This window comes from Croceibacterium selenioxidans (assembly GCF_018599195.1).
In the GTDB taxonomy this organism is placed as follows: domain Bacteria; phylum Pseudomonadota; class Alphaproteobacteria; order Sphingomonadales; family Sphingomonadaceae; genus Croceibacterium_A; species Croceibacterium_A selenioxidans.
In genome coordinates, this window is sequence record NZ_JAHFVK010000002.1 from 1,107,111 (window position 1) to 1,129,650 (window position 22,540).

Genomic DNA, 22,540 nt, shown 5'->3' on the forward strand with positions numbered 1-22,540 from the left:
TTGACCGTTCCTCTGCGGCTGAGCAGACCTTTTGCAGGCATCGAAGGAGCAGAACATGGCCGCAATCTTCCTCGGACTCGGCGCTAACGGCGAGCGGCAGGTGCTGGAGCTTTCTCGCGCCAATCGTCATGGCTTGATCGCCGGTGCCACGGGTACCGGGAAGACGGTGACGCTCCAGGGGCTGGCGGAAAGCTTTTCGAAAGAAGGTGTGCCGGTCTTCCTGGCCGACGTGAAGGGCGACCTCGCCGGCCTCGCCATGCCCGGCTCGCCGACGTTCAAGAACGCCGCCAAGCTCGAAGAGCGGGCAGCCGAGCTGGGCATGACCGATTATGCCTATGCCGATAGCCCGGTGGTGTTCTGGGACCTGTTCGGCGAGCAAGGGCATCCGATCCGCACCACGGTATCCGAAATGGGCCCCTTGTTGCTCTCGCGCCTGCTGGGGCTCAACGAAACCCAGGAAGGCGTGCTCAACATCGCCTTCCGCTACGCCGACGACGAGGGCCTGCTGCTTCTCGACCTCGACGATCTCCAGTCGATGCTGCTCTATACTGCCGAGAATGCGGCCGCGCTGACCACCAAGTACGGTAACGTCTCGAAGGCGACCGTAGGGACGATCCAGCGCCAACTGCTAGCGCTCGACAGCCAGGGTGGCGGCCTGTTCTTCGGTGAGCCAGCGCTGGAGATCGAGGACTTCATCCGCACCGACGACCAGGGGCGCGGGATCGTCAACGTCCTCGCGGCCGACCGGCTGATGCGTAGCCCCAAGCTCTACGCCACCTTCCTGCTGTGGCTGCTAGCCGAGCTGTTCGAAGTACTGCCCGAGGTGGGCGACCCGGAGAAGCCCAAGCTGGTGTTCTTCTTCGACGAGGCGCACCTGCTGTTCGAAGACGCGCCCGACGCCCTGCAGGACACGATCGAGACGGTGGTCCGCCTGATCCGTTCGAAGGGGGTAGGGGTCTACTTTGTGACGCAGAACCCGATCGACATTCCGGAGAAGGTGGCGGGCCAGCTCGGCAACCGGGTGCAGCATGCGTTGCGCGCTTTCACACCGCGTGACCAGAAGGCGATCCGCGCCGCCGCCGAGACCTTTCGTATCAATCCCGACCTGAACGTCGCGACCGCGATCACCGAACTCAAGACCGGTGAGGCACTGGTTTCGATGCTGCTCGAAGATGGGGCGCCCTCGGTGGTTCAGCGCACGCTGATCAAGCCGCCCTGCTCCCGGCTCGGCCCGCTGGAGGCAAAGGAGCGAACCGTGATCCAGTCGGTCAGTCCCTTCGTCGGCAAGTACGATACGGCGGTCGACCGGGACAGCGCCGAAGAGGTGCTCGCAAGAAAGTCCGCCGACGCCGCCGCGACGGCGGCGGAGGTGGCGGATAAGGGACGAGAGGAAGTCGGCAAGCGCGAGCGCCTGACCCCGAGCATCTGGGAAAAGGCGGGCAAGCGCGCGGCGGGGGCCGTGGCCGGATCAGCGGCGACTATTGCGGCCGCCGCGGTGACCGGGCGCAGGTCGAGCTCCAACCCCATGCGGAATGCAGCGACGTCGGCCGCAGGCTCGATTGCGACTGACCTGGGCGGGCAGTTCTTCGGGCGATTTGTGCGGAACCTCGTTGGAGGGTTGATGCGCTAGGGGCGCGCAGATCGCTATGGCTTACGTCTCCAGCGACTGAACCACTGCGTCCACGACTGGGTTGGCAACCACTCATCACCCTCGCGCTTGATCCTTACGACGTGCAGCCAGTTGAAGCCGGTACGAACGCCTTCGATCGTCACTGAGAAACCGTGATGCTTTGCGAGTTGGCTCGCGGGCTCCAGCTGCCATTCTCCGCCCTCATTCGCGACGATGAAGAAGCGATAATCCGAACGCTGCTGCAAGATACCGCGAACCGTATGAAGCGTGTCTTCCGGTTCGGGCCAATCCGCCGTTTCCATCACTATCTCCATTGTAGTCGATGAGTGACATCGATAGTCGAGTGTCGACGGTCTGGCAAAGCAAGTTGTCGTCTACCGTCTGTAGACTGATCGGCTGCAAGTTGGTCCATCGTGGACGAATGGACATTCAGGAGCGCCTCGCGAAGAATCTGCGTCTGCTACGGCAGGCGAAGGGTTGGTCGCAGGAAGTCTTTGCCGACGAGGCAGGACTGCACCGCACGTATATCAGTGATCTTGAGCGAGGATCTCGCAACCCGACAATCAGCGTAGTGGACAAGCTCGCGATCGCTCTGGGCGTTACGCCGGGACGGTTGCTCGATTGATGCGTTAAATCCTGCCCCAAGCGAATTCGGGGAGGATCTTAGTCTGGATTAGCCGCCAGCCACTCTCCGACCTGCGCCCGCATCTTCGGCTCGCTTTCGAGGCGTTGCTTCAAGGACGCGATCACGGTTTGCACTGGGCGCCGCTCGTCGGCCGGGACCGATTGGCTGAAGCTCTCGAGCTTGCCGACCATGGCCGGATCGCGCGAGGTGTTGGCGAGGCCCGAGATGTAGGTCGGCCGCCCGCCCGAATCGAGCAAGGCTTCGACGCCTGCGCGGTTGGCTATGGCGAAGTCGAACGCGAGGTCCGGGTGCTGCTCGGACACAGCGGCGATGATCGTCGCGCTCGAGGTACCGGCCTTGCCGGTCAGCGCGAAGTCCAGCGCGCGTTGGGCCAGAGCCTTGTCGCTGACCGTCCCGAGCAGGCGATAATAGGCTTGTCGCTCGACCGCCGACGGGGCGTTGGCGGCGAGTTGCGACAGCTTGTCCCACTCCTCCGCCGTGGCGTTACGGGCGGCGATCGCCAGCCAGGTGGTCTTGAGGGGGCCATCGAGCGCCTTGGGATTATCCGCCAGCAGCGCCAGCCTGCGACGACCCTCGGCGATTACCGTGGGATCGTTCATGTTGCCCAGCGTGTTGAGGAGCTGGACCCGCAGCTGAGTGTCGGCCAGCGATTCGTCCGGCACCGCGTCAAAACCGAGCTGCTCCAGTCGCGGAAGCCAGATGTCGCGCGCGGCCTTGGCCACGGCCGGCTGGTCCGCTTCGGAGGCCACGCGATGGATCGCGCCCCAACGGGCGACTACCCCTTCGGCGACCACCGGGTTAGCCTCGCCCGGCACGGCGGCGAGCATGTCGAGCCCGAGGGCAAGCGGCTGGTAGCCAGCTTCGGCCAAGGCCAGGCTGTCCCGCACGAGACCGAGTTGATCGATCGGATCGAGCCCGGGCATGGCCTTGGCCAATTGCGCGGACATCGCTGGCGAATAGAGCGTGCGGAAATAGCCGAGCTGGCCACCGTTCACGACAACTGCCCCACAACCCGGCAAGTCGAGCGACGCGCTGCCTTCGAGAAGGACGCGCTTGGGCTCGGCACCCTGCGCCTGGATCAACAGGGGCACGCGCCAGCGCTGGGGCTTCGCGGCGACTTCGTCCTTGCGGTCGCGACTGAATTCGCCCTGGGTCAGGGTCAGGTGCGTCACGCCCTCGCGGCATTCGGCCTCTGCCTTGACGAGCGGAATGCCCGGCTGAAGCGTGAAGTCGCGAGCGACGGCGACGAGGTTCGCCGCGCCGGCCTCCTCTACCGCGCGCCACAGGTCCTCGCTGGTGGTGTTGCCGTAGCGGTGACGCTGGATGTAGGTGCGGATGCCTTCGCGCCAGACGTCTTCGCCGGCGTAGGCCTCCAGCATCGAGATTACCGCCTCGCCCTTGGAGTAGGAGATCGCGTCGAACGCCTGGTTGGTCTCGGAGACGGTGCGGATCGGCTGGATGACCGGATGGGTGGTGGCGAACCCGTCATAGCCCATCGCCGTCTCGCGCCCCGTGACGCGGGTAATCAGCGGGTACCAGTCGGGGTTGAACTTGGCCGCGGCCTTGGTCTCCATCCAGCTGGCGAAGCCTTCATTGAGCCAAAGGTCGTCCCACCAGGCCATGGTCACGATGTCGCCGAACCACTGGTGCGCTATCTCGTGCGCGCCTGCGGTGTAGATGTAGTTGCGCGTGGCGGGACTGGTGATGCTCGGATCGTCGAGCAGGTACTTCTCGAACGTGAGGATCGCGCCCCAGTTCTCCATGGCGCCGAAGAATTGCGATTCGCCTGGGGCGGCGATGTTGTCGAGCTTGGGCAGCGGATAGGGGACGCCGAAGTAGTCGGTATAGTACGCTATCAACGGGGCCATCATGTCGAGCGAGTAGCGCGCCTGCTCGCCGCTACCCGTGGGGCTGACAATGCCGAGATCGACGCCGCCTGGGCCCTTGGCGGAAAGCCGCTCGAAGTCGCCGAGGGCGAAGAACAGCAGGTAGGAGGACATCTTCGGAGTGGTGGCGAAGGTCACCAGCTTGCGGCCGTCGGGCAGCGTCTTCTCACTGGCGACCGGCATGTTGCCAATGGCCAACTGGCCGGCGGGGACGGTGGCGGAGAGGTTGAAGGTGGCCTTGTAGCTTGGTTCGTCGAACATCGGCGCGAAGCGGCGCGCGTCGGGAGCTTCGAACTGGGTGAACAGGCCGCGCACGGTCTCGCCGGTGCGCTTGTCGGGGTAGTCGAGCGCGAACAATCCCATGGCCTGGGTGTTGATCTTGCCCGTATATTCGATGTGGACGCGGTAGGTGCCGGGCCCGATCGGCGCCGGTGCGGAGAGACGCACGGTCTGGGCCTCGGCGTCGATCTTCGGCGTCAGGTCGACCCTACCGGTACCGTCGGCGCGAGACAGTTCGGCGCGGCCGATCTCCAGCTCCAGCGCATGCAGGGTCAGCGCATCGACGGGCATGAAGACCTCGAGCTCGATGTCCTGGGTGCCGGTGAAGGTGAGCTTCTGCGCGTCGGGCTCTATGTGGATCGAATAGTGGATCGGCCGGGCCGTGCGCGGCAGATCGCTCGGCACGGATTCCGGCAGGGGAGCGAGCGTGACGGCCTGGGCCAGCGCGACAGGCGCTGAGGTGAGAGTGCTGCCGGCAAGGAGGAGGGCGGCAAGAACGTTAGCGGCTGTGCGCTTCAACGGCGGGCTCCGACGGTTTCCGAAGTAACCGGCCCTAGCAGTCGCCCCCCACCTCGGCCAAGACGCTAGTCGAGCGGCAGGCGCAATTCGGCGATCAGGCCGGCGGGCTTGCCGACCGCGGCGTTGCGGTTGCGCAGCGAGATCGTGCCGCCATGCTGCTCGGCAATCGCGCGGGCGAGCGTCAGACCCAGCCCGGCACCCCCGGTTTCGCGATTGCGCGACGATTCACCGCGCGCGAAGGGCTCCATCAACCGGGCGATGTCGCCTTCCGGAATGCCGGGGCCGTCGTCCTCTATGGTGATCACGGCTTCGTTGCCCTGGCGCGTGAGCGAAACTCTGGCGCGCTCGCCATAACGGAGCGCGTTGCCGATGAGGTTGCGCAAGGCGCGCCGCAACCAGGTAGCGCGCAAGGCCATGGCCAAACGCTGGGTTGCGCCGAGTTCGACGGGCTCGCCCATATCCTCGTATTCCTCGACCACCGAGGCGAGCAAGGCCGAGAGGTCGGTCTTTTCGAGCGGATCGCTCGGCCGGCCGACGCGGGCGAGCGAGAGAATGTCGTCGAGCGACCGGGAAAGGTCCTCGATACTGGCCGCCATCTTGGCCCGTTCCCCGGCGTCCTCGACCGATTCGATACGCACCCGCAGCGCGGCGAGCGGCGTCTTCAGGTCGTGCCCGATGGCGCCGAGCATGACGTCCTTTTCGTCGAGCAACGCGGCAATGCGCGATTCCATCAGGTTGAGCGCCATGATCAGGCGGCGCGTGTCGTCCGGGCCCGTGGGCTCGATCTGGCCGTCGATCTCGCGCGTGGCGGCAAAGTGTTCGACGCGACGAGTCAGCGCGGCGAGCGGGCGGGTGATCCGTCGCAACAGCAGCGCGAGGCCGCCGACCAGGACAACGTAGAGGAGCAGCGTCTGCCCGATCAGAGCGCCTAGCTGGTTCGGCTCGCGGTTGAATATCGCCATCCGCGCGACGGTCCATTCGGATTCGCCCGGACGCAGCAAGCCGGCAACCAGCATGCGCCCCTCTCCCCATTCGGTCTGTTCGCGTCCGTCGAGCTGCGACATGACGTAGTTGTCGTCGGAGACATGCCGGGTAACGACGACCAGTTTCGCTGGGTTGATGCCCTGGTCTAGCAGGATCGTGCGCAACAACTCTTCCCGCTGGGTCTCGCGGACCTCTCCGGGTTGCAGCGGATTTTCTGCCGTTCGCTCCACTCTCAGCCGCTGCCAGCTTCCCCGCTTGCCCTTTTCGGGATTGTGCTTGGCCGGACGGCGGAAGTCGAAGCGCGGCTCGGTCACCAGCTGGAACGCCAGGCTGTTGGCCGCGATCATTTCGCGCCGCTGTTCGGCCTCGCGATACTGCAACACGGCGGAGATGGCCTGCGCCACGAGCAGGGCGAGCGCCACGGAGAGCAGCATCTGCCCCAGCAGACTTTTCGGCAGGAATTTGCGCAAGGTGTTAATCTCTAATCACGTTCTGGGGCGAGGCGGCGCACATCGGCGGCGAGGCGGTACCCGCCGCCCCATACGGTCTGGATCAGCTTGGGATCGCGGCTGTCTTCCTCGATCTTGCGGCGAAGTCGGCTGACCTGATTGTCGACCGCACGGTCGAACAGATGCGCCTCGCGCCCTTGCACCATGTCGAGCAGCCGGTCACGGTCGAGGACCTGGCGAGGGTGGTTCAGAAAGGCGACGAGCAGGCGGAATTCAGCCGATGACAAAGGCACGACGATGCCCTGCGGATCGGTCAGCCGGCGCTTGAGCGGGTCGAGCTTCCAGTTCTCGAACTCGTACGGCGCGTCTTCCTCGGGCGTGAGGGCGGGGCGCGTGGCGCGGCGCAGGACCGAACGGATGCGGGCCACGAGCTCTCGCGGTTCGAAAGGCTTAACGACGTAGTCGTCCGCCCCGATCTCGAGCCCGACGATGCGGTCGGTCGCTTCGCTTCGCGCGGTGAGCATGATGACCGGCAGGTTCTTGGTTTCAGTCAGGTGCCGGCAAAGCGACAGGCCGTCTTCGCCCGGCATCATGATGTCGAGCAGGACGAGGTCCGGCGTGTCGGAAAGCAGCGCGCTGCGCGCGCGCGCGGCGTCTTCGGCTTGAGATACGACAAACCCCTGGCGAGTCAGATACTCTGCCAGGGGCTCACGCAAGGTCGGCTCGTCATCGACCAGCAGCAACCGCACGGGTGTGGCTGTCGCTTGTGCCGCGGAAGCTGCGTTGTGGCTGCTCATCCCGCCTCGGGCGAGCGGCGATGGTCACCCTGGTGGCCGCTACGATCGCGGCGCTGAGCGCGGCGTTCTTCGCGGCTCAGGGTTCCGTCCTTGTTGGCATCGGCGCTATCGAAGCGTGTCAGCGCCGCCGAGGCGAACTCGGCCTGGGTCACCGACCCGTCGCCATCGGCGTCCGCATTCCGTGCGAGGCCGAAGCCCATCGATCCCGGCCCGCCGGCTCCCCGGCGGCCCATGCGAGGGCCTGGACGCTGGTCACCGTCAGCGCGTGCCTGGCGCACCTCGCGCCGCTCGTCGCCGCGGGCGGCGAATTCCTCGGGACTGATTGCCCCGTCGTGATTGCTGTCGATCCGGTCGAACGCCAACTTCTCGCGCGCATCACGGTCGGCTTGGTTGAGTACGCCGTCCTTGTTCGCGTCCATGCGAGTGAAGGCTTCGTTGGTCCGCTGCTCCACATCGGCGCGGGTCATCGGTGGGCGGGGTTCCCGCTTCGGCGCTTCCTGCGCGAAAGCAACGCCGCCGGCAGCAAGGGCCGCAACCGCGGCAAGCGAAAAGCTGAGCGTCTTGCGCATCAAGCATACTCCCATGTCGGTCTGAGTGAGCAACGGGGCGCCGACCTGAAGGGAAGCAGAGGACTCGGCGCCCCGCTACCCATGAATTGTGTTTTACCAATGCTATGTCGCATGGGTTTGCCGGGAGAGGCAAAAAGTGTCGCAATTTGTCGCGCGCGGGAGGCGGCGTTCATCCCTTCGAAAGCGCGCGCCGCTTCTCAACGCGGACGGCCCTGGGTTCCGATGCCCGGAGTGACGAAGACCCCGGTCGCCTCACCATGAACGTCGGCAGTGTGCCACACGCCGGGCGGATTGATCGCGTATTCGCCGGGAGAAAGCGTGGTCCGCACGGGCTCGCCGTCGATCTCCTGAATCAAGGTGATGCTGCCTTCGGTGCAGATCACCACTTCGGCACCCGCGGGATGCATTTCCCAACCGGCCCAGTCCTCGGTGAAATGAAAACAGGAAACGAGCCGCCCATCGGTTCCATCATCGGCATGGCGCGCGCCGTAGTCCATGTACCACTGCATGGCCCGCTCATCGCGTGGGAACTCGGGCTGTGGAACCGCGGTACCGCCGTTGCCGAGGTGGATCGGATGCGTTTGAATATTCGTCCCAGCCATGGCCAACGCTCCTCCTCAGCCCCGAAACACGTAAGCGACCAGCTTGTTGCCGTCCGGGTCGCGGAAATAGGCACCGTAGAACTGCTCGCCCCGCGGCCCGGGAGGGCCTTCGTCCTTGCCGCCGTTGGCAAGGGCGAAGTCGTAGATCTGATGGACTTGCTCCTCCCGCTCTGCCGGGAAGCCGAACATCGATCCGTTGCCGACCGTCGCGGGCTCACCATCGTAGGGCGTGATGACGCTCATCATCGCACCTTTTTCCGGAGTTCCCCAGGCAACAGTCCGCTCCGTCGTGAACAATTGCCCATGACCGAGAATCCTGGCGATCTCGCCATAGAAGGCGGCTGAACGCGCCAGATCGTTGGTGCCCACGGTAACGTAACCGATCATGATCGCACTCTCCCCTTTGCGACTCGACTCGGTGAGAACATTAGGAGAACAACTCCTACTTTACAAGGGCGTACAGGCATCCTCCAGCCACGCCAGCGCCTCGCCTTCGAGTTGCGGAGCCAGCACTTCGCGGACCCGCGCGTGGTAGGCATTCCACCACTCCACCTCGGCCGGCGACAAGAGCGAGCGTTCGACCAGCGCCTTGTCGATAGGCGCGAGGGTCAGCGTCTCGAACCCGAGCCAGTCGCCTTCGCTCCCGGCAATCGTGCGTTCCTCGACCAGCACCAGGTTCTCGATGCGGATGCCGTACTCGCCAGTCTTGTAGTAACCGGGCTCGTTCGAGAGGATCATGCCTGCGAGCAGTTCCTGGTCGGTTCCGGCCTGGCCCCCACGCGCCTTGGCGATGCGTTGCGGCCCCTCGTGCACCGCCAGGAAGCTGCCGACACCGTGGCCGGTGCCGTGGGCATAGTCCACGCCCGCTTCCCACAGAAACTGTCGGGCGAGCGTGTCGAGTTGAGATCCCGCTGTTCCCGCCGGGAAGGTCTGTGTGGCGAGGCGGATGTGGCCCTTGAGCACCCGCGTGTTGCGGTCGCGGACTTCCGCCGGCGCTTCGCCGGGGCCGATCCATACCGTGCGGGTGATGTCGGTCGTCCCGTCAGGGTACTGCCCGCCGGAATCCACCAGGAAGACGCTGCCCGGCTCGAGCTTGCGGTTGGTTTCCTCGCTCACGCGGTAGTGGACGATCGCGCCATTGGGTCCGGCGCCGGAGATGGTGTCGAACGAGAGATCGCGCAGGTCGCCAGTCGCCCGGCGGAACTCGTGCAGCCGCTCGGCGGCTGCGATTTCGTCGACCGTGCCCTTGGGGCCTTCGATCGAGAGCCAGTGCAGGAACCGCGCCACCGCCGCGCCGTCGCGCGCCTGGGCAGCACGGTGGCCGGATTGTTCCGCCGGGTTCTTGATCGCCTTGGGCAGCACCACCGGATCGGTCAGCGGAACGGCCGTCGCGCCAGCACCCTCCAGCGCGGCGAAGATCGCCGCCACGGCTCGCTCGGGATCCGCCGCGACGCGCTGGCCGCCAAGTTCGGTCAGCGCGGCGGTAAAGTCGGCTCGCGGCCTGATCCTGACGGCATTGCCGAGCTTGGCCGAGACCTCGGCGGGAACCTTGCCCGGCTCGATGAACCAGTCCGCCGTGCCGTCGGCATGCGCGATGACGTAGGACAGGGCGACGGGCGTACGGTCCACGTCGGCGCCTCGGATGTTGAGCAGCCAGGCGACCGAGTCGAGCGCCGAGATGACCGCGGCATCGAGCTTCTTCGTCTTGAGCCACTCGGCGACTTCGGCGCGCTTGTCCGCGCTGGAACGGCCGGCCAGCGCCTCGTCCTGGATGAAGGCGGGCGCGGCGGAAGGGGCGGGCTGGTCCTGCCACACCGCGTCGACCGGGTTGGTCTCCACCGCTACGAGCTCGGCCCCGGCGTCCGCGAGCGCCTTGGCCACCGCATTCGCCCAGCCACGCGTGTGCAGCCACGGATCGAAGCCGATCCTGGCGCCCTGGCCGGCGTTGGCCGCCAGCCATTCGGCCAGGCTGTCCTGCGGGACCGACTTGTATTCGTAGAGCCGCCCGTCGACCTGGTCGCGCACCTGCAGGGTGTAGCGCCCGTCGACGAACATCGCGGCCCCCTTGCCCGAGCTGGTGTCCTTGAGCACCGCTGCCGTGCCGGCGGAGCCGCCGAATCCCGTCAGCCACGCCAGCCGCTGGGCGTAGGAACCGACATACTCGCTGAGATGCTCATCCGAGATCGGGATCACGAACCCGTCGATTCCCTGCTTTTCGAGTTGCTTCCTCAGCGCGTCGAGACGGGCTTCGTGGGTTTGCATCAGCATTGTTGCGGTCCTTTCAAACCCTACATAGATGCAGCCCATGAATGATGCCACTCCGGCGCGGCCTCCGGTCGCGGTTCGCAAGCCTTCCAGCGTGACTCACCACGGGATCACGGTGGCCGACGATTACGCCTGGCTTCGTGATCCCGGCTATCCCGAGGTCACCGACAAGGAGGTGCTCGAACACCTCGCCGCGGAGAACGCCTGGTTCGAAGCGCGCATGGCCCCGCACCAGGGCACGATCGACGCGCTGTTCAAGGAAATGCGCGGGCGGATCAAGGAAGCCGACAAGTCGGTGCCGCAGAAGGATGGCGATTTCCTCTACTGGATCGAGTTCGAGGAAGGCGCCGAGTACAAGAAGTGGTGGCGCCGCCCGGTAGGCGCGCCCGACGATGGCAGCGCCGACCAACTGATCCTCGACGAACCGGCCCTGGCCGCAGGCAAGGAGTACTTCCGCCTCGGCGCGATTTCGACGACCAAGGACGGGCGCCTGCTTGCCTATTCGGTCGACGACAATGGCTCGGAACGCTTCACCGCGCGGATCAAGGACATCGCCAGCGGAGAGCACCTGCCCGACGAGATTCCGGGTACGCTGTCCTCCCTGATCTGGGTCGCGGGGGACAAGGGACTGATCTACTCGCTCGCCAACGAACAGTGGCGGACCGACAACGCCCGGCTGCACTGGCTGGGTCAGCCTGCGGCCGAGGATATCGAGCTCTACCACGAGGACGACGAGGGCTTCCGTGTCTCCGCCTCGCTCTCGGCCAACGAGCAGTGGGTGATCATCTCGGCGGGCGACCATGAGACGAGCGAGGTTCGGCTGGTCCCGGCCGAAAATCCCCTGGCCGACCAAATCCTGATCCGGCCGCGCGAGAAGGGCGTCGAATACGACATCGACGAACACGAAGGCACGCTGTTCATTCACGCCAACGATACCCACGAAAACTTCCGCATCGCCACTGCGGCGATCGAGCGGCCGGGTGAGTGGACGACGCTGATCGAGGGAACGGACGAGTTCTACCTCACCGGGTTCGAGCTGTTCCGCGATTTCTATATCGTCGAGGGGCGCCTGAACGGTCTCGATCGGCTGGAGATCCGTTACTACGACAACCTGGCCCGCGTCGAACCGATCGAGTTCCCCGAGGCGAGCTATACCGCCGGGACGGGCAACAATCCGGAATACGAACAGACGGTGATCCGCGTCTCGTACGAGAGCATGATCAGCCCGGCGAGCACTTACGACTATCACGTCGCCGAACGGCGGCTGGAACTGCTCAAGGTGCAGGAGATCCCTTCGGGCTACGACCGGTCGCTCTACACCACCGAACGGCTGGAGATCGCCGCGCGCGATGGCACCGCGATCCCGGTCAGCGTGATGTACCGCAAGGACCGCGCCGGGTCCGGGCCCCTGCACCTCTACGGCTACGGCGCCTACGGCATCGCCATCCCGCCGGGCTTTTCCACCACCCGGCTGAGCCTGGTCGACCGCGGGTTCGCCTATGCCATCGCCCATATCCGCGGCGGGGACGACCTCGGGCGGCGCTGGTACAAGGCCGGCAAGCTCGAAAGCCGGGTCAACACTTTCACCGACTTCGTGGATGTGGCGAAGGGTCTGATCGATCGCGGCCTGACCGAGGCAGGTCGGATCAGCATCTCGGGCGGATCGGCAGGCGGCGAACTGATGGGCGCTGTGATCAATTCCGACCCTGCGCTGTGGGGCGCAGTCGTCGCCCATGTGCCGTTCGTTGACGTCCTTGCGACCATGCTCGACGCCTCGTTGCCCCTGACGCCGGGCGAGTGGCCGGAGTGGGGCAACCCGATCGAAGACCACGCGGCGTTCGAACTGATCCAGAGCTACTCGCCCTACGACAACGTGCGGGCCCAGGCTTATCCGCCGCTGCTCGTGACCGCCGGGCTCAACGATCCGCGCGTGACTTACTGGGAACCCGCCAAGTGGGTCGCCCGTCTGCGCGAGATGAAGACCGACGGCAACGAACTGCTGCTCAAGACCAACATGGGCGCCGGCCACGGCGGTAAGTCCGGGCGGTTCGAGAGCCTCAAGGAAACCGCCGAGGAGTTCGCCTTCATCCTGTGGCAGATGGGGATCGAGGCTTGAACTCTCCCCTCCCGCTTGCGGGAGTGGCCGGGGGTGGGCAAGAGAACGGCATGTCGAGACTCACCCGCCCCCCAGCCCCCTCCCGCAGGCGGGAGGGGAAGCGATGAGCAACCGCTTCGCCATGACCTTCACCGCGCTGCCCGAGCACATCGACGAGAACGGGCACGTCAACAACACCGTGTGGGTACGGTGGATGGAGGACCTGGCGACGGCTCACTGGATGCGCGACGCCGATCCCGCGCACACCGCGGCCTATGCCTGGGTCGTGACGCGGCACGAGATCGACTATCGCGGCAACATCGAACTCGGCGAAAGCGTGGAAGGCGTGACCGAGATCCTCGACCAGCCGACCGGCGCCCGGTTCGACCGCCACTTCAGCTTCACCGACGCGAAGGGCAAGGCCCTGGTCAAGGCCAAGACCACCTGGGCCATGATCGATCGCGAAACCGGTCGTTTGCAGCGCGTGCCGGCAGACGTTTCGGCGCCGTTCCTGGGGAGCTGAGCGCTGACCGGACCGGCCCGTCTGCCGGAATCGTGGCGCGCTTGCCGGTGGTTGGCCTGATCCAGGTCCCACCCCCCTCAGGTGAACAACAAGCCGAACACAATGCTGAAGGTCATTCCACCAACGAGCGCGACCGCAGCATAGCCGGTGGCGACCAAAAGGCCGCGCTTGAGGTAGCGGCGGAACCACGCGACCTGCACCGAGAAATAGGCCGCGAGCGTGACGACCAGCATCGCACCGCCGACAAGCTTGGCCCTGTCAGGTCCATCGTGCATCAGCAGCACCGACGTTCCGAGCGCGAGCGCGAAAGCGCCTGCCGGATAGCATTGCGCGTAGAACGGCGGCTTCAACCGCTCACGCGTCACCGGCTGGCGCAGCCCGATCAAGAGCGCGGCCGCCAACATCAGCGGAACGATGGAAAAGAACACCAGACGGAGCAAGAGCAGCTTGCCGTCTGAATCGATATAGGCAGCAAGGCCCGTCTTGCTGGCCACGATCGGGTTTACGCCCTCGCCAAAAGCCAACCCGATCGAGTGCGAGACCAGCAAGGCCAACAGCAGGAACAGGGGTGGGCTGAGAGTGTCTTCGTATTGCCTTTCCGGCCGATCCTTGAGCTCGCTGTCCGCATATTCCATCATTTGGAGCGGCCGGCTGACGGTGCGCCATAGCGTGATCGGAAAGAACACCAGCCAGCTCATCACTTCGTAGAGAAGGTTGTCGAGCGACTGCAGCAGTTGCATGAAATTCATGCGTGACCCGCCTCACTGTTCCGCACTTGGACGCCTGACATAAAGTCTAACGCTCAAGCGGGGCAATGGGCGCTAGCGGACTGTCCGCAAAATGGGCCAGCCAGTTTCGACCGCTCGGGGGGCAAAGCGGGGGTCCTTGCGGGCGCGGCTACTCTCCCCCTCCGGTATTCTCGCCCTGGGAACCGGCGTCGTCCTCGATGACCATCAACTGACTTCCCGGAGCGCCGGCCGTGAGCGATTCCGGCGTCACGATGATGACACTACCCAGCGCGAGGACATCGGATATCGCGCGACGGAAGCCAGAGGGGGCGTCGAACTGTCCGCCGTCGTCCACGGTCGCTTCCATGCTTCCGCCCGGACCCGCGAACTTCACCTTTAGCCATTTTCGTCCGGTATCGTCCCAGCTGCGCAGGATATAGGCCGTCCCGCTGTCTATCGCGCGCAGGGATCGTATCGGGGCCGATCCGATCTCCACTCCACCACGGAGCACGATCGCGCGTTGGTCCGCCACGCTGACGATCACGGACACCAGGCCCTCGGGCGCGCGTTCCGGATGCCATTCGAATGGCGCATCGGCGAGGGCCTGCTCGCTGCCTGAAGCGGCCGGGGTGGTGACATTGGGGGCGGCCGAGCCTTGCGGTACAGCCGGTATGCTCGTGATGACGACGGTCATGCCCAGTTGCGTCGTGTCGAACAGCAAGGCCGAAAAGGCCATCGGCAAGCGGATGCAGCCGTGCGAGGCCGGATACCCCGGCAGCTTCCCTGCATGGAGGGCGATGCCATCCCACGTGAGCCGCTGCATGTTGGGCATCGGCGCATTGTTGTAGCGGTTGGAGTAATGTTCCTTGCGCTTCTGCAGGATGGTGAAAACGCCCGTGGGCGTCTCATGCCCTTCGCTGCCGGTCGATACGGTGGAGGCCGCAATGGGCACGCCATTGCGAAACAAGACGGCGTGCTGGGTTTCAAGATTGACGACGAGTAGCGCAGGCCCTTGCGGGCTCAGCTCGGGAGCCCAGACATACTCTCCGGGCGTCAGCGACGAGACCATTTCAAGGATCGACCGATCGCCCCGGTCAACGGCCTGGGCGCTGGCTGCACTCCCCACAAAGCATGCGGCCAAGCACGTGGCCAGTAAAGCGGTCCGGTTCATGGCGCCCATGATGCAACAACCGTCAGCCCGATGCCATCGGGGCTTTCCCTTCCTCCACGCCCTAGGGCTCCGACAAGTCCTCGCGCGCCTTCGCTTCCCGTCTGCGCACACCCTGAAGCCGCCCGACTCCCGGCACTGGCCGATCGGGCCGCCAGAAATAGACGCTGCGCAAATAGCCCATATCGAAGCTCGTCAATTCAGCGGGCTCCCCGCCCGAATCCTCCTCGAACAGCGCCAGGATCGTCGCCATCGGCTGGTCGTTCGTGGCCGGGCGGGTGTGGCTCAGGCCGCGCATGGTCGCGTAGTCGGCCAGCTGGACCGCCGATAGGCCCACCACCGCCTCGCGGTCGAACACGACGAGGGCGAAGTTGATGTCGTTGCGCGTCGGCAGGAACAGGTCGGTGCTGCCCCGCACGCTGGGCCGCTGCGGCTTGCCGCGCCAATAGGGAAGCGGGGCGCCGTTGCGCCACTTGGTCTCGACCACGTTCCACACGCGCACCGGGGCTTCGGCGGCCAGTAGCTCGGTCTGCTCGGACTTCTCGACCAGGTTGAACATCCGCGGGTGATTCTCGGCGAGGTCGTTGAGAAGTTCCTGTCCGTCGTCGACGAAGGTCACGAGGATATTGGTCGAGCACCGCGAGCCGCCGAGCCGCAAGTTCAGGCGCGCGGCATTGGCACGGATGCGGTCGACGATCTCGCCGGCCAATTCGGGCCGGAGGCCGTCGACGGCGGGGCAGATGGGGGTGGTGATCCGCGCCAGGGCTTCCTCGTAGAGACGGCCGGTGTCGACGCGGCTGACGTCGAGGGCCTGTTGGTAGACCTCCTCGCGAGTCGGCGGAGCAACCCTGCCGGTGACGATGATGCTGTTCTCGCCCTCTGCGGCATTCGAGGGCTGTTCTCCCGGCGACGCGGCTTGCGGGTCTTCTGGCGCAGGGTCGCTTGCATGAGCCGGGGCCGCGATCAGCATCGCGAGCGGAAGCATTGCGACGCGCCAGACAGCGAGCATCCCCGGGCCCCTTTTTGCGGAGATCCGCAGGCTGACCGAAATTCCCCGTCCGATCAACCGGGAACGATGGAGGATCAGGCGAGCGCCTGTTCGACCGGCAGCAAGTCGTAGCCGAGTTCTTGCGCGACTGCCGGATAAGTCACTCGTCCGGCATGAACGTTAAGTCCCTCGGCCAGGTGAGGATCGAGCCGCATGGCTTCCTTCCAGCCCAGGTCGGCGATCTTCAGCGCGCGCGGCAGGGTCACGTTGTTCAGAGCGTAGGTGCTTGTGCGGGCGACCGCACCCGGCATGTTGGCCACGCAGTAGTGGACTATTCCGTCGACCACGAAAGTCGGGTTGTCGTGCGTGGTCGGATGGCTCGTCTCGAAGCATCCGCCCTGGTCGATCGCGACGTCGACCAGCACCGCGCCGGGCTTCATGCACTGGAGCATGTCGCGCGTGACCAGCTTGGGAGCGGCAGCGCCGGGAACCAGCACCGCGCCAATGACCAGGTCCGCAGCGCAGATCGCGCTGGCGATGTTGGCCTGGTTGGAAAAGCGCGTCTTGGCGCGGCTTTCGAAGTGGATGCCCAGCTTCTCAAGCGTATCAGGATTGTTGTCGAGTACGGTGACGTCGGCACCGAGCCCGACGGCCATCTGCGCGGCGTTGAAGCCCACGACGCCGCCACCGATCACGATCACGACGCCGGGCATGACGCCGGGCACCCCGCCCAGGAGCACGCCGCGGCCGCCATTTTCCTTCTCGAGCGCCGTGGCGCCGGCCTGGATGCTCATGCGGCCCGCCACCTGGCTCATTGGCTTGAGCAGGGGCAGAGTGCCGCCGGGTCCGGTAACGGTCTCGTAGGCGATAGCCGTCACCCCCGACTTGACGAGTTCGGCGGTCTGCTCGGGATCGGGGGCAAGGTGAAGGTAGGTGTAGAGGATCTGCCCTTCGCGTAGCTGGGCCCGCTCCGCCGCCTGGGGCTCCTTCACCTTCACGACCATCTCGCACTCGGCGAAGATCGGGGCCGAACCGTCGACGATCCTGGCTCCCGCTTCGCGATACTGACCATCGTCGGCGCCGATGCCGAGGCCCGCGCCCGTCTCGACCCAGACCTCGTGCCCGTGGCGGACCAGCTCCTTCGCGCTTTCGGGCGTGAGGCCGACGCGGTACTCGCGGTTCTTGATCTCTCGCGGGCAGCCGATCAGCATGAGCATTCTCCTTGGCGTCTTGGTAGGTGAGCCGCAGTAAGGGCGCAATCAGGGGATTGGAGGCAAGCGGGTGGACGGGAAGGGACTGGCACGGATCGGATGCGCCCTGCTCGTCGGGGTGGGGATCGCCTTTCCGCTCGGCTTTATGCTCGGGGGGCGGGACGGGTCCTCGCAAGTCCAGCAGAGCCAAACGTCGCAAACGGCGACGAGGCGGGAGTTCTATTCGCCCAAAATTCTCACCGATCCTTATTTTTTCGACCAGCAGCGCCGGAACGTAGAGGCGCTTGAAGACGTTTGCAGGCGGACGGGACAGTCCTGTCGCGAGGCGAGGGAAGCGCGGCATTGGCTTGAGAAATTAGCCATTAAGGAATAGCCTGCGACATGCCTGGCTCGCGCGTCGCAGGACGCAGCCTCTTGAATTTCGGCTCAGCGAGTGCTTTGTGGGTGCAATATGGTGAAATCAAATCAGTACTTTAGCGCGGTTCGCACCGGGATCCGGCGGGCCGTGCTGCCGATGGCGTTGGCGGCTTCATTCTCACTGCCGGCGCATGCGCAGGGGGCGGGTTCGCTTCAGTTGCATTCGTTGATCGTCGAACAGGCCAAGGGCGATATGCTCGCCTTCTACACTCACCGCGACGGTCAGGTGTGGATAAAGAACGGTCAGCTCGACCCGGCGGCGCATTCTTTGCTGAAGCTGGTCCAGACGGCTGAGTTCGACGGGCTCGACCCATCGGCGCTTGGGGCGACGGAGCTGGCGAATGCCATCTCGTTGGCAGAACAGAACGCATCTCCGGCCAACCTGGCTAATGCCGAACTGCTGCTTTCGCGCACGCTGGCTACTTATGCGGCCGCGATCAGTAACACCGGAAACAATTCCATGTTCTACGAGCATGACGTGCTGAAGCCGGTCGAACCGGCGGCGCACACCGTGCTCGATGCTGCGGCCGCCGCGCCTTCGCTTGAGGATTACGTCTCGCACATTCAGTGGATGCATCCGCTGTACGGTGAACTGCGGCAGAAGTTGATGGCTCAGCCCGATGCGGCGTCGATGATGCTGCCGGCGAGGGCAAGCCTCAATAGAGTGCGTGCCCTACCGGCTCCGCCATGGCCCCGGCACGTCGTGATCGATATCGCGAGCGCGCGGCTGTTCATGTACGAAGGCGGCCAGGTGGTCGATTCCATGAAGGTGGTCGTCGGTAAGGTGGACACCCAGACGCCGATCATGGCGGGCTATATCCGTTACGCCACGCTCAATCCCTATTGGAATGTGCCGGCCAACCTGGTGCAGAAGACGATTTCGAAGAACGTCCTGGCGCAGGGCATCAACTATCTGCGCACACGGGGCTACGAAGTCATCTCCGAGTTCGGCCCGAATGCCCAGGTGCTCGATCCTACATCGGTCAATTGGCAGGCGATCCGTGACGGATCTGTCGAACAGCCGGTTCGTCAGAAGCCCAGTGCCGCCAACGCGATGGGCAAGGTGAAGTACGAGTTTCCCAATCCGATGGGGATCTATCTGCACGATACTCCCGACAAGAAGTTGATGCTCGAGAGTGCGCGTCAGTTCAGCAACGGCTGCGTCCGGCTGGAAGATGCGGCCCGGTTCGGCCGCTGGTTGTTCCAGGGTTCAATGCCGACCGTTGGAGCGTCGCCCGAGCAGCGCGTTGATCTTGCCGAGCCGGTACCGATCTACATGACTTACCTGACCATTCAGCCGAATGGCGGGGGGCTGGCCGTCGGCTCTGACCCATACGCGCGCGATAGCGCGGATGCGCCTCAGCTCGCTCGACTTCCGTAATGACCTTCGTCCGCAAACCGTTGCAGCAATGCAACAGCAACGTACCTATGATGAAAAACTAATTTTCCTCAGGAACACAGCGCGGGCCTGTGAGTCGTGAGGAAGACTGTCGCCGACGCGTGGACGGGTGTGGGATCCGTCGGGGCGACAGAAGATTTGAAGGGGAATCCAATGCGAAAGATTGCATTAGGCCTCGCAACCGCCGCGGTCGCTCTGTCGACTCCGGCGCTAGCGCGCGAAAATGCGGTTTACGCCGGTGTTGAGTTCGGTGGCATGATCACTAACGACCTCAAGATCGACGTTAACGGTCTGGACGACGCAGTCATCCTGGACACCGACTTCGGTTATGACGGCGACGTCATCATCGGTTACGACTTCGGCGGGTTCAGGCTCGAAGGCGAAGCGGCCTACAAGAAGGCTCGCCTTGATGAACTGAGCAGCCAGATTGCCCTTCCGGGCGGCACTGTGACCACCACGGTTCCCGCTGGTGGCGGCAATGCCAGCGCGCTGAGCTTCATGGTCAACGGCATGCTCGATTTCGGCGACGATGACGGCCTTTCGGGCTTCGTCGGCGGCGGTGTTGGTTGGGCTGAAGTCGGCCTGAACAACGCTCGTCTGTATGACAACGTCCCGCCGTTCCTTGACGACAAGGACTCGGGCTTCGCTTGGCAGATCATCGCGGGCGTGCGTCAGGCGATCAGCGACTCTGTCGACGTGACCCTGAAGTATCGTTACTTCAATGCCGGCGGTGTCGATCTCGACGATGGCACCCGTCTGGGCGAGACCTCGTTCAGCTCGCACAGCTTGCTCGGTGGCGTAGTGTTCAACTTCGGTGGTGCGGCTCCGCCGCCTCCGCCGCCGCCCCCGCCGCCGCCTCCGCCTCCGCCTCCGCCGCCTCCCCCGCCGCCGCCGCCGCAGACCAAGACCTGCCCGAACGGCCAGGTGGTTCCGGTGACGGCAGCCTGCCCGGCTCCGCCGCCTCCGCCGGTGGCTCCGGTGGGCGAACGCGGCTAACGCCAGGTTCGCACATGAAAGAAGGGGTGGCACGCAACCGCGTGCCACCCTTTTTTTGTGCCGAGCAGCGAGTCACTGCATTCCTATGACAAGATCTCCCTCCGAAACTGACCGGAGAAGGGGTCCTTCGGAAGGCGAATGCGGGAACGGGCAGTCGCGTTGGGAAGCTAACCCCCTGTCACGCGGCTGCAAAGCGCACTGCCTTTCCGAGCAAGCTCGGGAAGGAGTCCGACAGGACTCAGTCCCGCTTGAACAAGCCAAGGTCGATCGACTCCCCAACCGCATTCAGCCCGGCGTCGCTGCCATGCAGATGGTCGCCCATATGATAGCCTTCGCGCATCTTCTGCGGGTCGGTCGGGTCGGCGAAGGCCGTGTCGAGGCGTACCGTCGCGTCAAAGGTTCCGCTGTTGAGGATCCAGTCATTGATCTTCTGGCGAGCGGCCTCGCCTTCTTCCGACCAGTAGCTGGCGCCCTTGTAGGGCCCAATCGGTGAACCGATCACCTTGATCCCCTTGGCATGCGCGCGCGCGACGATCTGCTTGTAGCCGGCGATCATCTCCTCGACATCGAACTGCGGCTGGTCGAGGCCCGGGAGCTGCGGTCCTCCGGCGCGAACCCCGAAGCGGTTGCCAATGTCGTTCACCCCTTCGAATACGATGATGTACTTCACGTTCGGCAGGCTCAACACGTCCTCGTCGAAACGCGACAGCGCGCTTTCACCCATGCCTGGGCTGAGAATCCGGTTGCCGCTGATCGCCTGGTTGGCGACGGCCCACTCCTTCCCCGCGTCCTGCAGGCGGTTGGCCAGAATGTCGGGCCACCGCCTATTCGCACCGGGAGTCGAGCCCACGCCGTCGGTGATCGAATCCCCGTAGGCAACGATCGTACCCAAGGCGTCGGGTGAATCCACCTCTATGCCCGACAGGAAGGCGCGAAACTGCTTGCGGTCGACAGGTTCGAATGGCTTGCCGAGGAAGTTGCCCGGTGGCGAGACAGCCAGCTCATCGGTCCCAGTCAGGTGGCAGGTGCACGGGCCGGTTGCCTTGGGCAGATAGATTTCGACCTTCATTCGGGCGAGGTCAGGCACATTGACATTCACCGCATCGCTCACGAAAGGCGCACCGCGCGGGATCACGGCCGAGGGAGCGCCGCCAAACGTCAGCATGCGAGCCGTACCCGGGACTTCGTTTCCGGAACCGTCGATCTGCACGATCCGCGCGGCGCCGATCTCGAGCGGCGCTGGGCCGTAGCGGTTGGAGAACCTTACCCTTAGCTGCTTGCCCCCTTCGGACAGGCGCAGGATCTGCGTCAGCGTGACGTTTTCGTAGGAAGCTGCCGCGAACGGCCCTTCGGTGCCCAGTGGGGCATGCGGTGCGGCCGTCCAGCTCGCGACCCATTCGGCCTGTGCCGGGGCTGCGAGTAGTACCGCGGCCGCGCCCGCGAGCCGATAAATTGCCAGTCTCATGCTAGTCCCTCCCAAGACGTCTCTGCCGATCTTCGCCTCAGCCGCGATAGACCCAATAGTTTGCACCCATCCTGGCTTCCATGTCCGCCAGGCACTCCTTGTGAATTTCGCGCACTCGCGCCGGGGTCATCGCTTGGGCGGGATCGATCTCCTCGATCGTCAGCGTCGACTTGTCCTCGTAAAGATGCTCACCGGTCAGGAGCGCGCGGTCGTTATAGGGCCAGATGAAGGCCTGGCGGCTGGAGACCAGATAGAGCCCGTCGTCCTTGTCCACCTTGTGACCGATCTTCCTGAGCTCCGCGCCGGTGGACATCTGGTGGAACCACATCTCGTCGGCGATACCCCAGTCGGCGACCGCGATCTTGTCGCCCGAATTCCACAGCACGATGTCGCCGATGCTCGAATAGAAATCGAACACGCCCTTGCGTCCCTCGACCTGGAACGGGCTGTCGCCCCAGGTGATGTGGTACTTGGGATTGTCGGCCATCATGTCGGGCGCGGTGATTTCCTCGAACATGGCCGCGCCTTCAAGGTGCACGTGGCGCCAGTAGTTGAGAAGGATCGCGCGGTGGAGCGGGTTTTCGGTTCGCTCGTAGAGCTCAAACGTCGAGTCCATGCAGTGATAGACTTCGGCTTCGTACTTGCTGGTCATGGCCTCTCCGCCCGTTGTGTTTTGAAGCGACTATAGGTGTGCAATACGGCCAGCGCGAGAACGATCAATCGCGGCCGCGCAGCCGAGCGGCCCGCCGCCGCCGCCAGCCTATAATGCTCCAGCAACTACCGAAAGCGACGCAGCCGACAGCGAGCGCGACGATGACAACGGTAAGTGACCCGAAGAAGACCGCGCCGGCTATGCCGAGCACGATCTCTATCAGGATTTGCAGGACATCCCTCATGGGGCAGCGCTTCCGCTGCCGGCGTGTT

General features: G+C 64.8%; 21 protein-coding genes. 6 read left to right on the forward strand and 15 right to left on the reverse strand.

Annotated elements, in window-relative coordinates:
* The first annotated feature begins 55 nt into the window (after positions 1–55).
* The gene (locus KK137_RS14180; protein ID WP_214537186.1) at positions 56–1,630 is read left to right on the forward strand and encodes a helicase HerA-like domain-containing protein; all 1,575 of its coding nucleotides are present in this window, start codon (positions 56–58) and stop codon (positions 1,628–1,630) included.
* Positions 1,631–1,644: 14 nt separating this feature from the next.
* Here the strand turns inward: KK137_RS14180 and KK137_RS14185 are convergent, their stop codons facing one another.
* Positions 1,645–1,932, reverse strand: coding sequence for a DUF5818 domain-containing protein (locus KK137_RS14185; RefSeq protein ID WP_214537187.1), 288 nt, complete (start codon positions 1,930–1,932; stop codon positions 1,645–1,647).
* A 119-nt stretch (positions 1,933–2,051) separates the two neighbouring features.
* Here KK137_RS14185 and KK137_RS14190 point away from each other — a divergent pair, with 119 nt between their 5' ends.
* Positions 2,052–2,255 (forward strand): helix-turn-helix domain-containing protein, encoded by a 204-nt coding sequence (locus KK137_RS14190; RefSeq protein WP_214537188.1) that lies wholly within the window; start codon positions 2,052–2,054, stop codon positions 2,253–2,255.
* Between the two features lie 38 nt (positions 2,256–2,293).
* On the opposite strand, the gene KK137_RS14195 is transcribed toward KK137_RS14190, so the two are convergent.
* The 7 genes from KK137_RS14195 to KK137_RS14225 all read right to left on the reverse strand — a co-directional run bounded on the left by KK137_RS14195 (position 2,294) and on the right by KK137_RS14225 (position 10,629).
* Positions 2,294–4,960 carry a M1 family metallopeptidase gene (locus tag KK137_RS14195; RefSeq protein WP_214537189.1) on the reverse strand — a complete coding sequence of 889 codons (2,667 nt, stop codon included), beginning with the start codon at positions 4,958–4,960 and terminating at the stop codon, positions 2,294–2,296.
* A gap of 65 nt (positions 4,961–5,025) precedes the next feature.
* On the reverse strand, positions 5,026–6,378 hold the full coding sequence (locus tag KK137_RS14200; protein ID WP_214537190.1) for a sensor histidine kinase: 1,353 nt from the start codon (positions 6,376–6,378) through the stop codon (positions 5,026–5,028).
* Between the two features lie 47 nt (positions 6,379–6,425).
* Positions 6,426–7,190 (reverse strand): response regulator, encoded by a 765-nt coding sequence (locus KK137_RS14205; RefSeq protein WP_214537191.1) that lies wholly within the window; start codon positions 7,188–7,190, stop codon positions 6,426–6,428.
* Positions 7,187–7,759 (reverse strand): EF-hand domain-containing protein, encoded by a 573-nt coding sequence (locus tag KK137_RS14210; protein WP_214537192.1) that lies wholly within the window; start codon positions 7,757–7,759, stop codon positions 7,187–7,189. Before KK137_RS14210 ends, KK137_RS14205 begins: the two co-directional genes overlap by 4 nt.
* Positions 7,760–7,956: 197 nt before the next feature.
* Complete coding sequence (locus KK137_RS14215) at positions 7,957–8,361, reverse strand: cupin domain-containing protein (protein ID WP_214537193.1); 405 nt, start codon at positions 8,359–8,361, stop codon at positions 7,957–7,959.
* A 15-nt stretch (positions 8,362–8,376) separates the two neighbouring features.
* Positions 8,377–8,748, reverse strand: a complete 372-nt coding sequence (locus tag KK137_RS14220) for a VOC family protein (protein ID WP_214537194.1) — start codon at positions 8,746–8,748, stop codon at positions 8,377–8,379.
* Positions 8,749–8,808: 60 nt separating this feature from the next.
* A complete protein-coding gene (locus KK137_RS14225; RefSeq protein WP_214537195.1) occupies positions 8,809–10,629 on the reverse strand; it encodes an aminopeptidase P family protein in 1,821 nt (606 codons plus the stop codon).
* Positions 10,630–10,657: 28 nt separating this feature from the next.
* On the opposite strand from KK137_RS14225, the gene KK137_RS14230 reads away from it, so the two are divergent.
* Both KK137_RS14230 and KK137_RS14235 read left to right on the forward strand, forming a co-directional pair.
* The gene (locus KK137_RS14230) at positions 10,658–12,742 is read left to right on the forward strand and encodes a S9 family peptidase (RefSeq protein ID WP_214537196.1); all 2,085 of its coding nucleotides are present in this window, start codon (positions 10,658–10,660) and stop codon (positions 12,740–12,742) included.
* 103 nt (positions 12,743–12,845) lie between these two features.
* The gene (locus KK137_RS14235) at positions 12,846–13,244 is read left to right on the forward strand and encodes an acyl-CoA thioesterase (RefSeq protein WP_214537197.1); all 399 of its coding nucleotides are present in this window, start codon (positions 12,846–12,848) and stop codon (positions 13,242–13,244) included.
* Positions 13,245–13,321: 77 nt separating this feature from the next.
* Here the strand turns inward: KK137_RS14235 and KK137_RS14240 are convergent, their stop codons facing one another.
* The 4 genes from KK137_RS14240 to ald all read right to left on the reverse strand — a co-directional run bounded on the left by KK137_RS14240 (position 13,322) and on the right by ald (position 17,339).
* Positions 13,322–13,993 carry a hypothetical protein gene (locus KK137_RS14240; protein WP_214537198.1) on the reverse strand — a complete coding sequence of 224 codons (672 nt, stop codon included), beginning with the start codon at positions 13,991–13,993 and terminating at the stop codon, positions 13,322–13,324.
* Between the two features lie 148 nt (positions 13,994–14,141).
* Complete coding sequence (locus tag KK137_RS14245; protein ID WP_214537199.1) at positions 14,142–15,143, reverse strand: L,D-transpeptidase family protein; 1,002 nt, start codon at positions 15,141–15,143, stop codon at positions 14,142–14,144.
* Between the two features lie 61 nt (positions 15,144–15,204).
* Positions 15,205–16,149, reverse strand: coding sequence for a hypothetical protein (locus KK137_RS14250; protein ID WP_214537200.1), 945 nt, complete (start codon positions 16,147–16,149; stop codon positions 15,205–15,207).
* Between the two features lie 74 nt (positions 16,150–16,223).
* The gene (ald, locus tag KK137_RS14255) at positions 16,224–17,339 is read right to left on the reverse strand and encodes an alanine dehydrogenase (RefSeq protein ID WP_214537201.1); all 1,116 of its coding nucleotides are present in this window, start codon (positions 17,337–17,339) and stop codon (positions 16,224–16,226) included.
* Positions 17,340–17,790: 451 nt separating this feature from the next.
* On the opposite strand from ald, the gene KK137_RS14260 reads away from it, so the two are divergent.
* Entirely contained in the window at positions 17,791–19,137 is a 1,347-nt protein-coding gene (locus KK137_RS14260; RefSeq protein WP_214537202.1) for a L,D-transpeptidase family protein, read from the forward strand.
* A 171-nt stretch (positions 19,138–19,308) separates the two neighbouring features.
* On the forward strand, positions 19,309–20,151 hold the full coding sequence (locus tag KK137_RS14265; protein ID WP_214537203.1) for an outer membrane protein: 843 nt from the start codon (positions 19,309–19,311) through the stop codon (positions 20,149–20,151).
* 238 nt (positions 20,152–20,389) lie between these two features.
* Here the strand turns inward: KK137_RS14265 and KK137_RS14270 are convergent, their stop codons facing one another.
* From KK137_RS14270 to KK137_RS14280, 3 genes are all read right to left on the reverse strand, one after another.
* Positions 20,390–21,616: an SGNH/GDSL hydrolase family protein gene (locus KK137_RS14270; RefSeq protein ID WP_214537204.1), complete on the reverse strand. Its 1,227-nt coding sequence runs from the start codon at positions 21,614–21,616 to the stop codon at positions 20,390–20,392.
* A gap of 37 nt (positions 21,617–21,653) precedes the next feature.
* Positions 21,654–22,268: a hypothetical protein gene (locus KK137_RS14275; protein ID WP_214537205.1), complete on the reverse strand. Its 615-nt coding sequence runs from the start codon at positions 22,266–22,268 to the stop codon at positions 21,654–21,656.
* A 64-nt stretch (positions 22,269–22,332) separates the two neighbouring features.
* Positions 22,333–22,512 (reverse strand): hypothetical protein, encoded by a 180-nt coding sequence (locus tag KK137_RS14280; RefSeq protein ID WP_214537206.1) that lies wholly within the window; start codon positions 22,510–22,512, stop codon positions 22,333–22,335.
* Between the last annotated feature and the right edge of the window lie 28 nt (positions 22,513–22,540).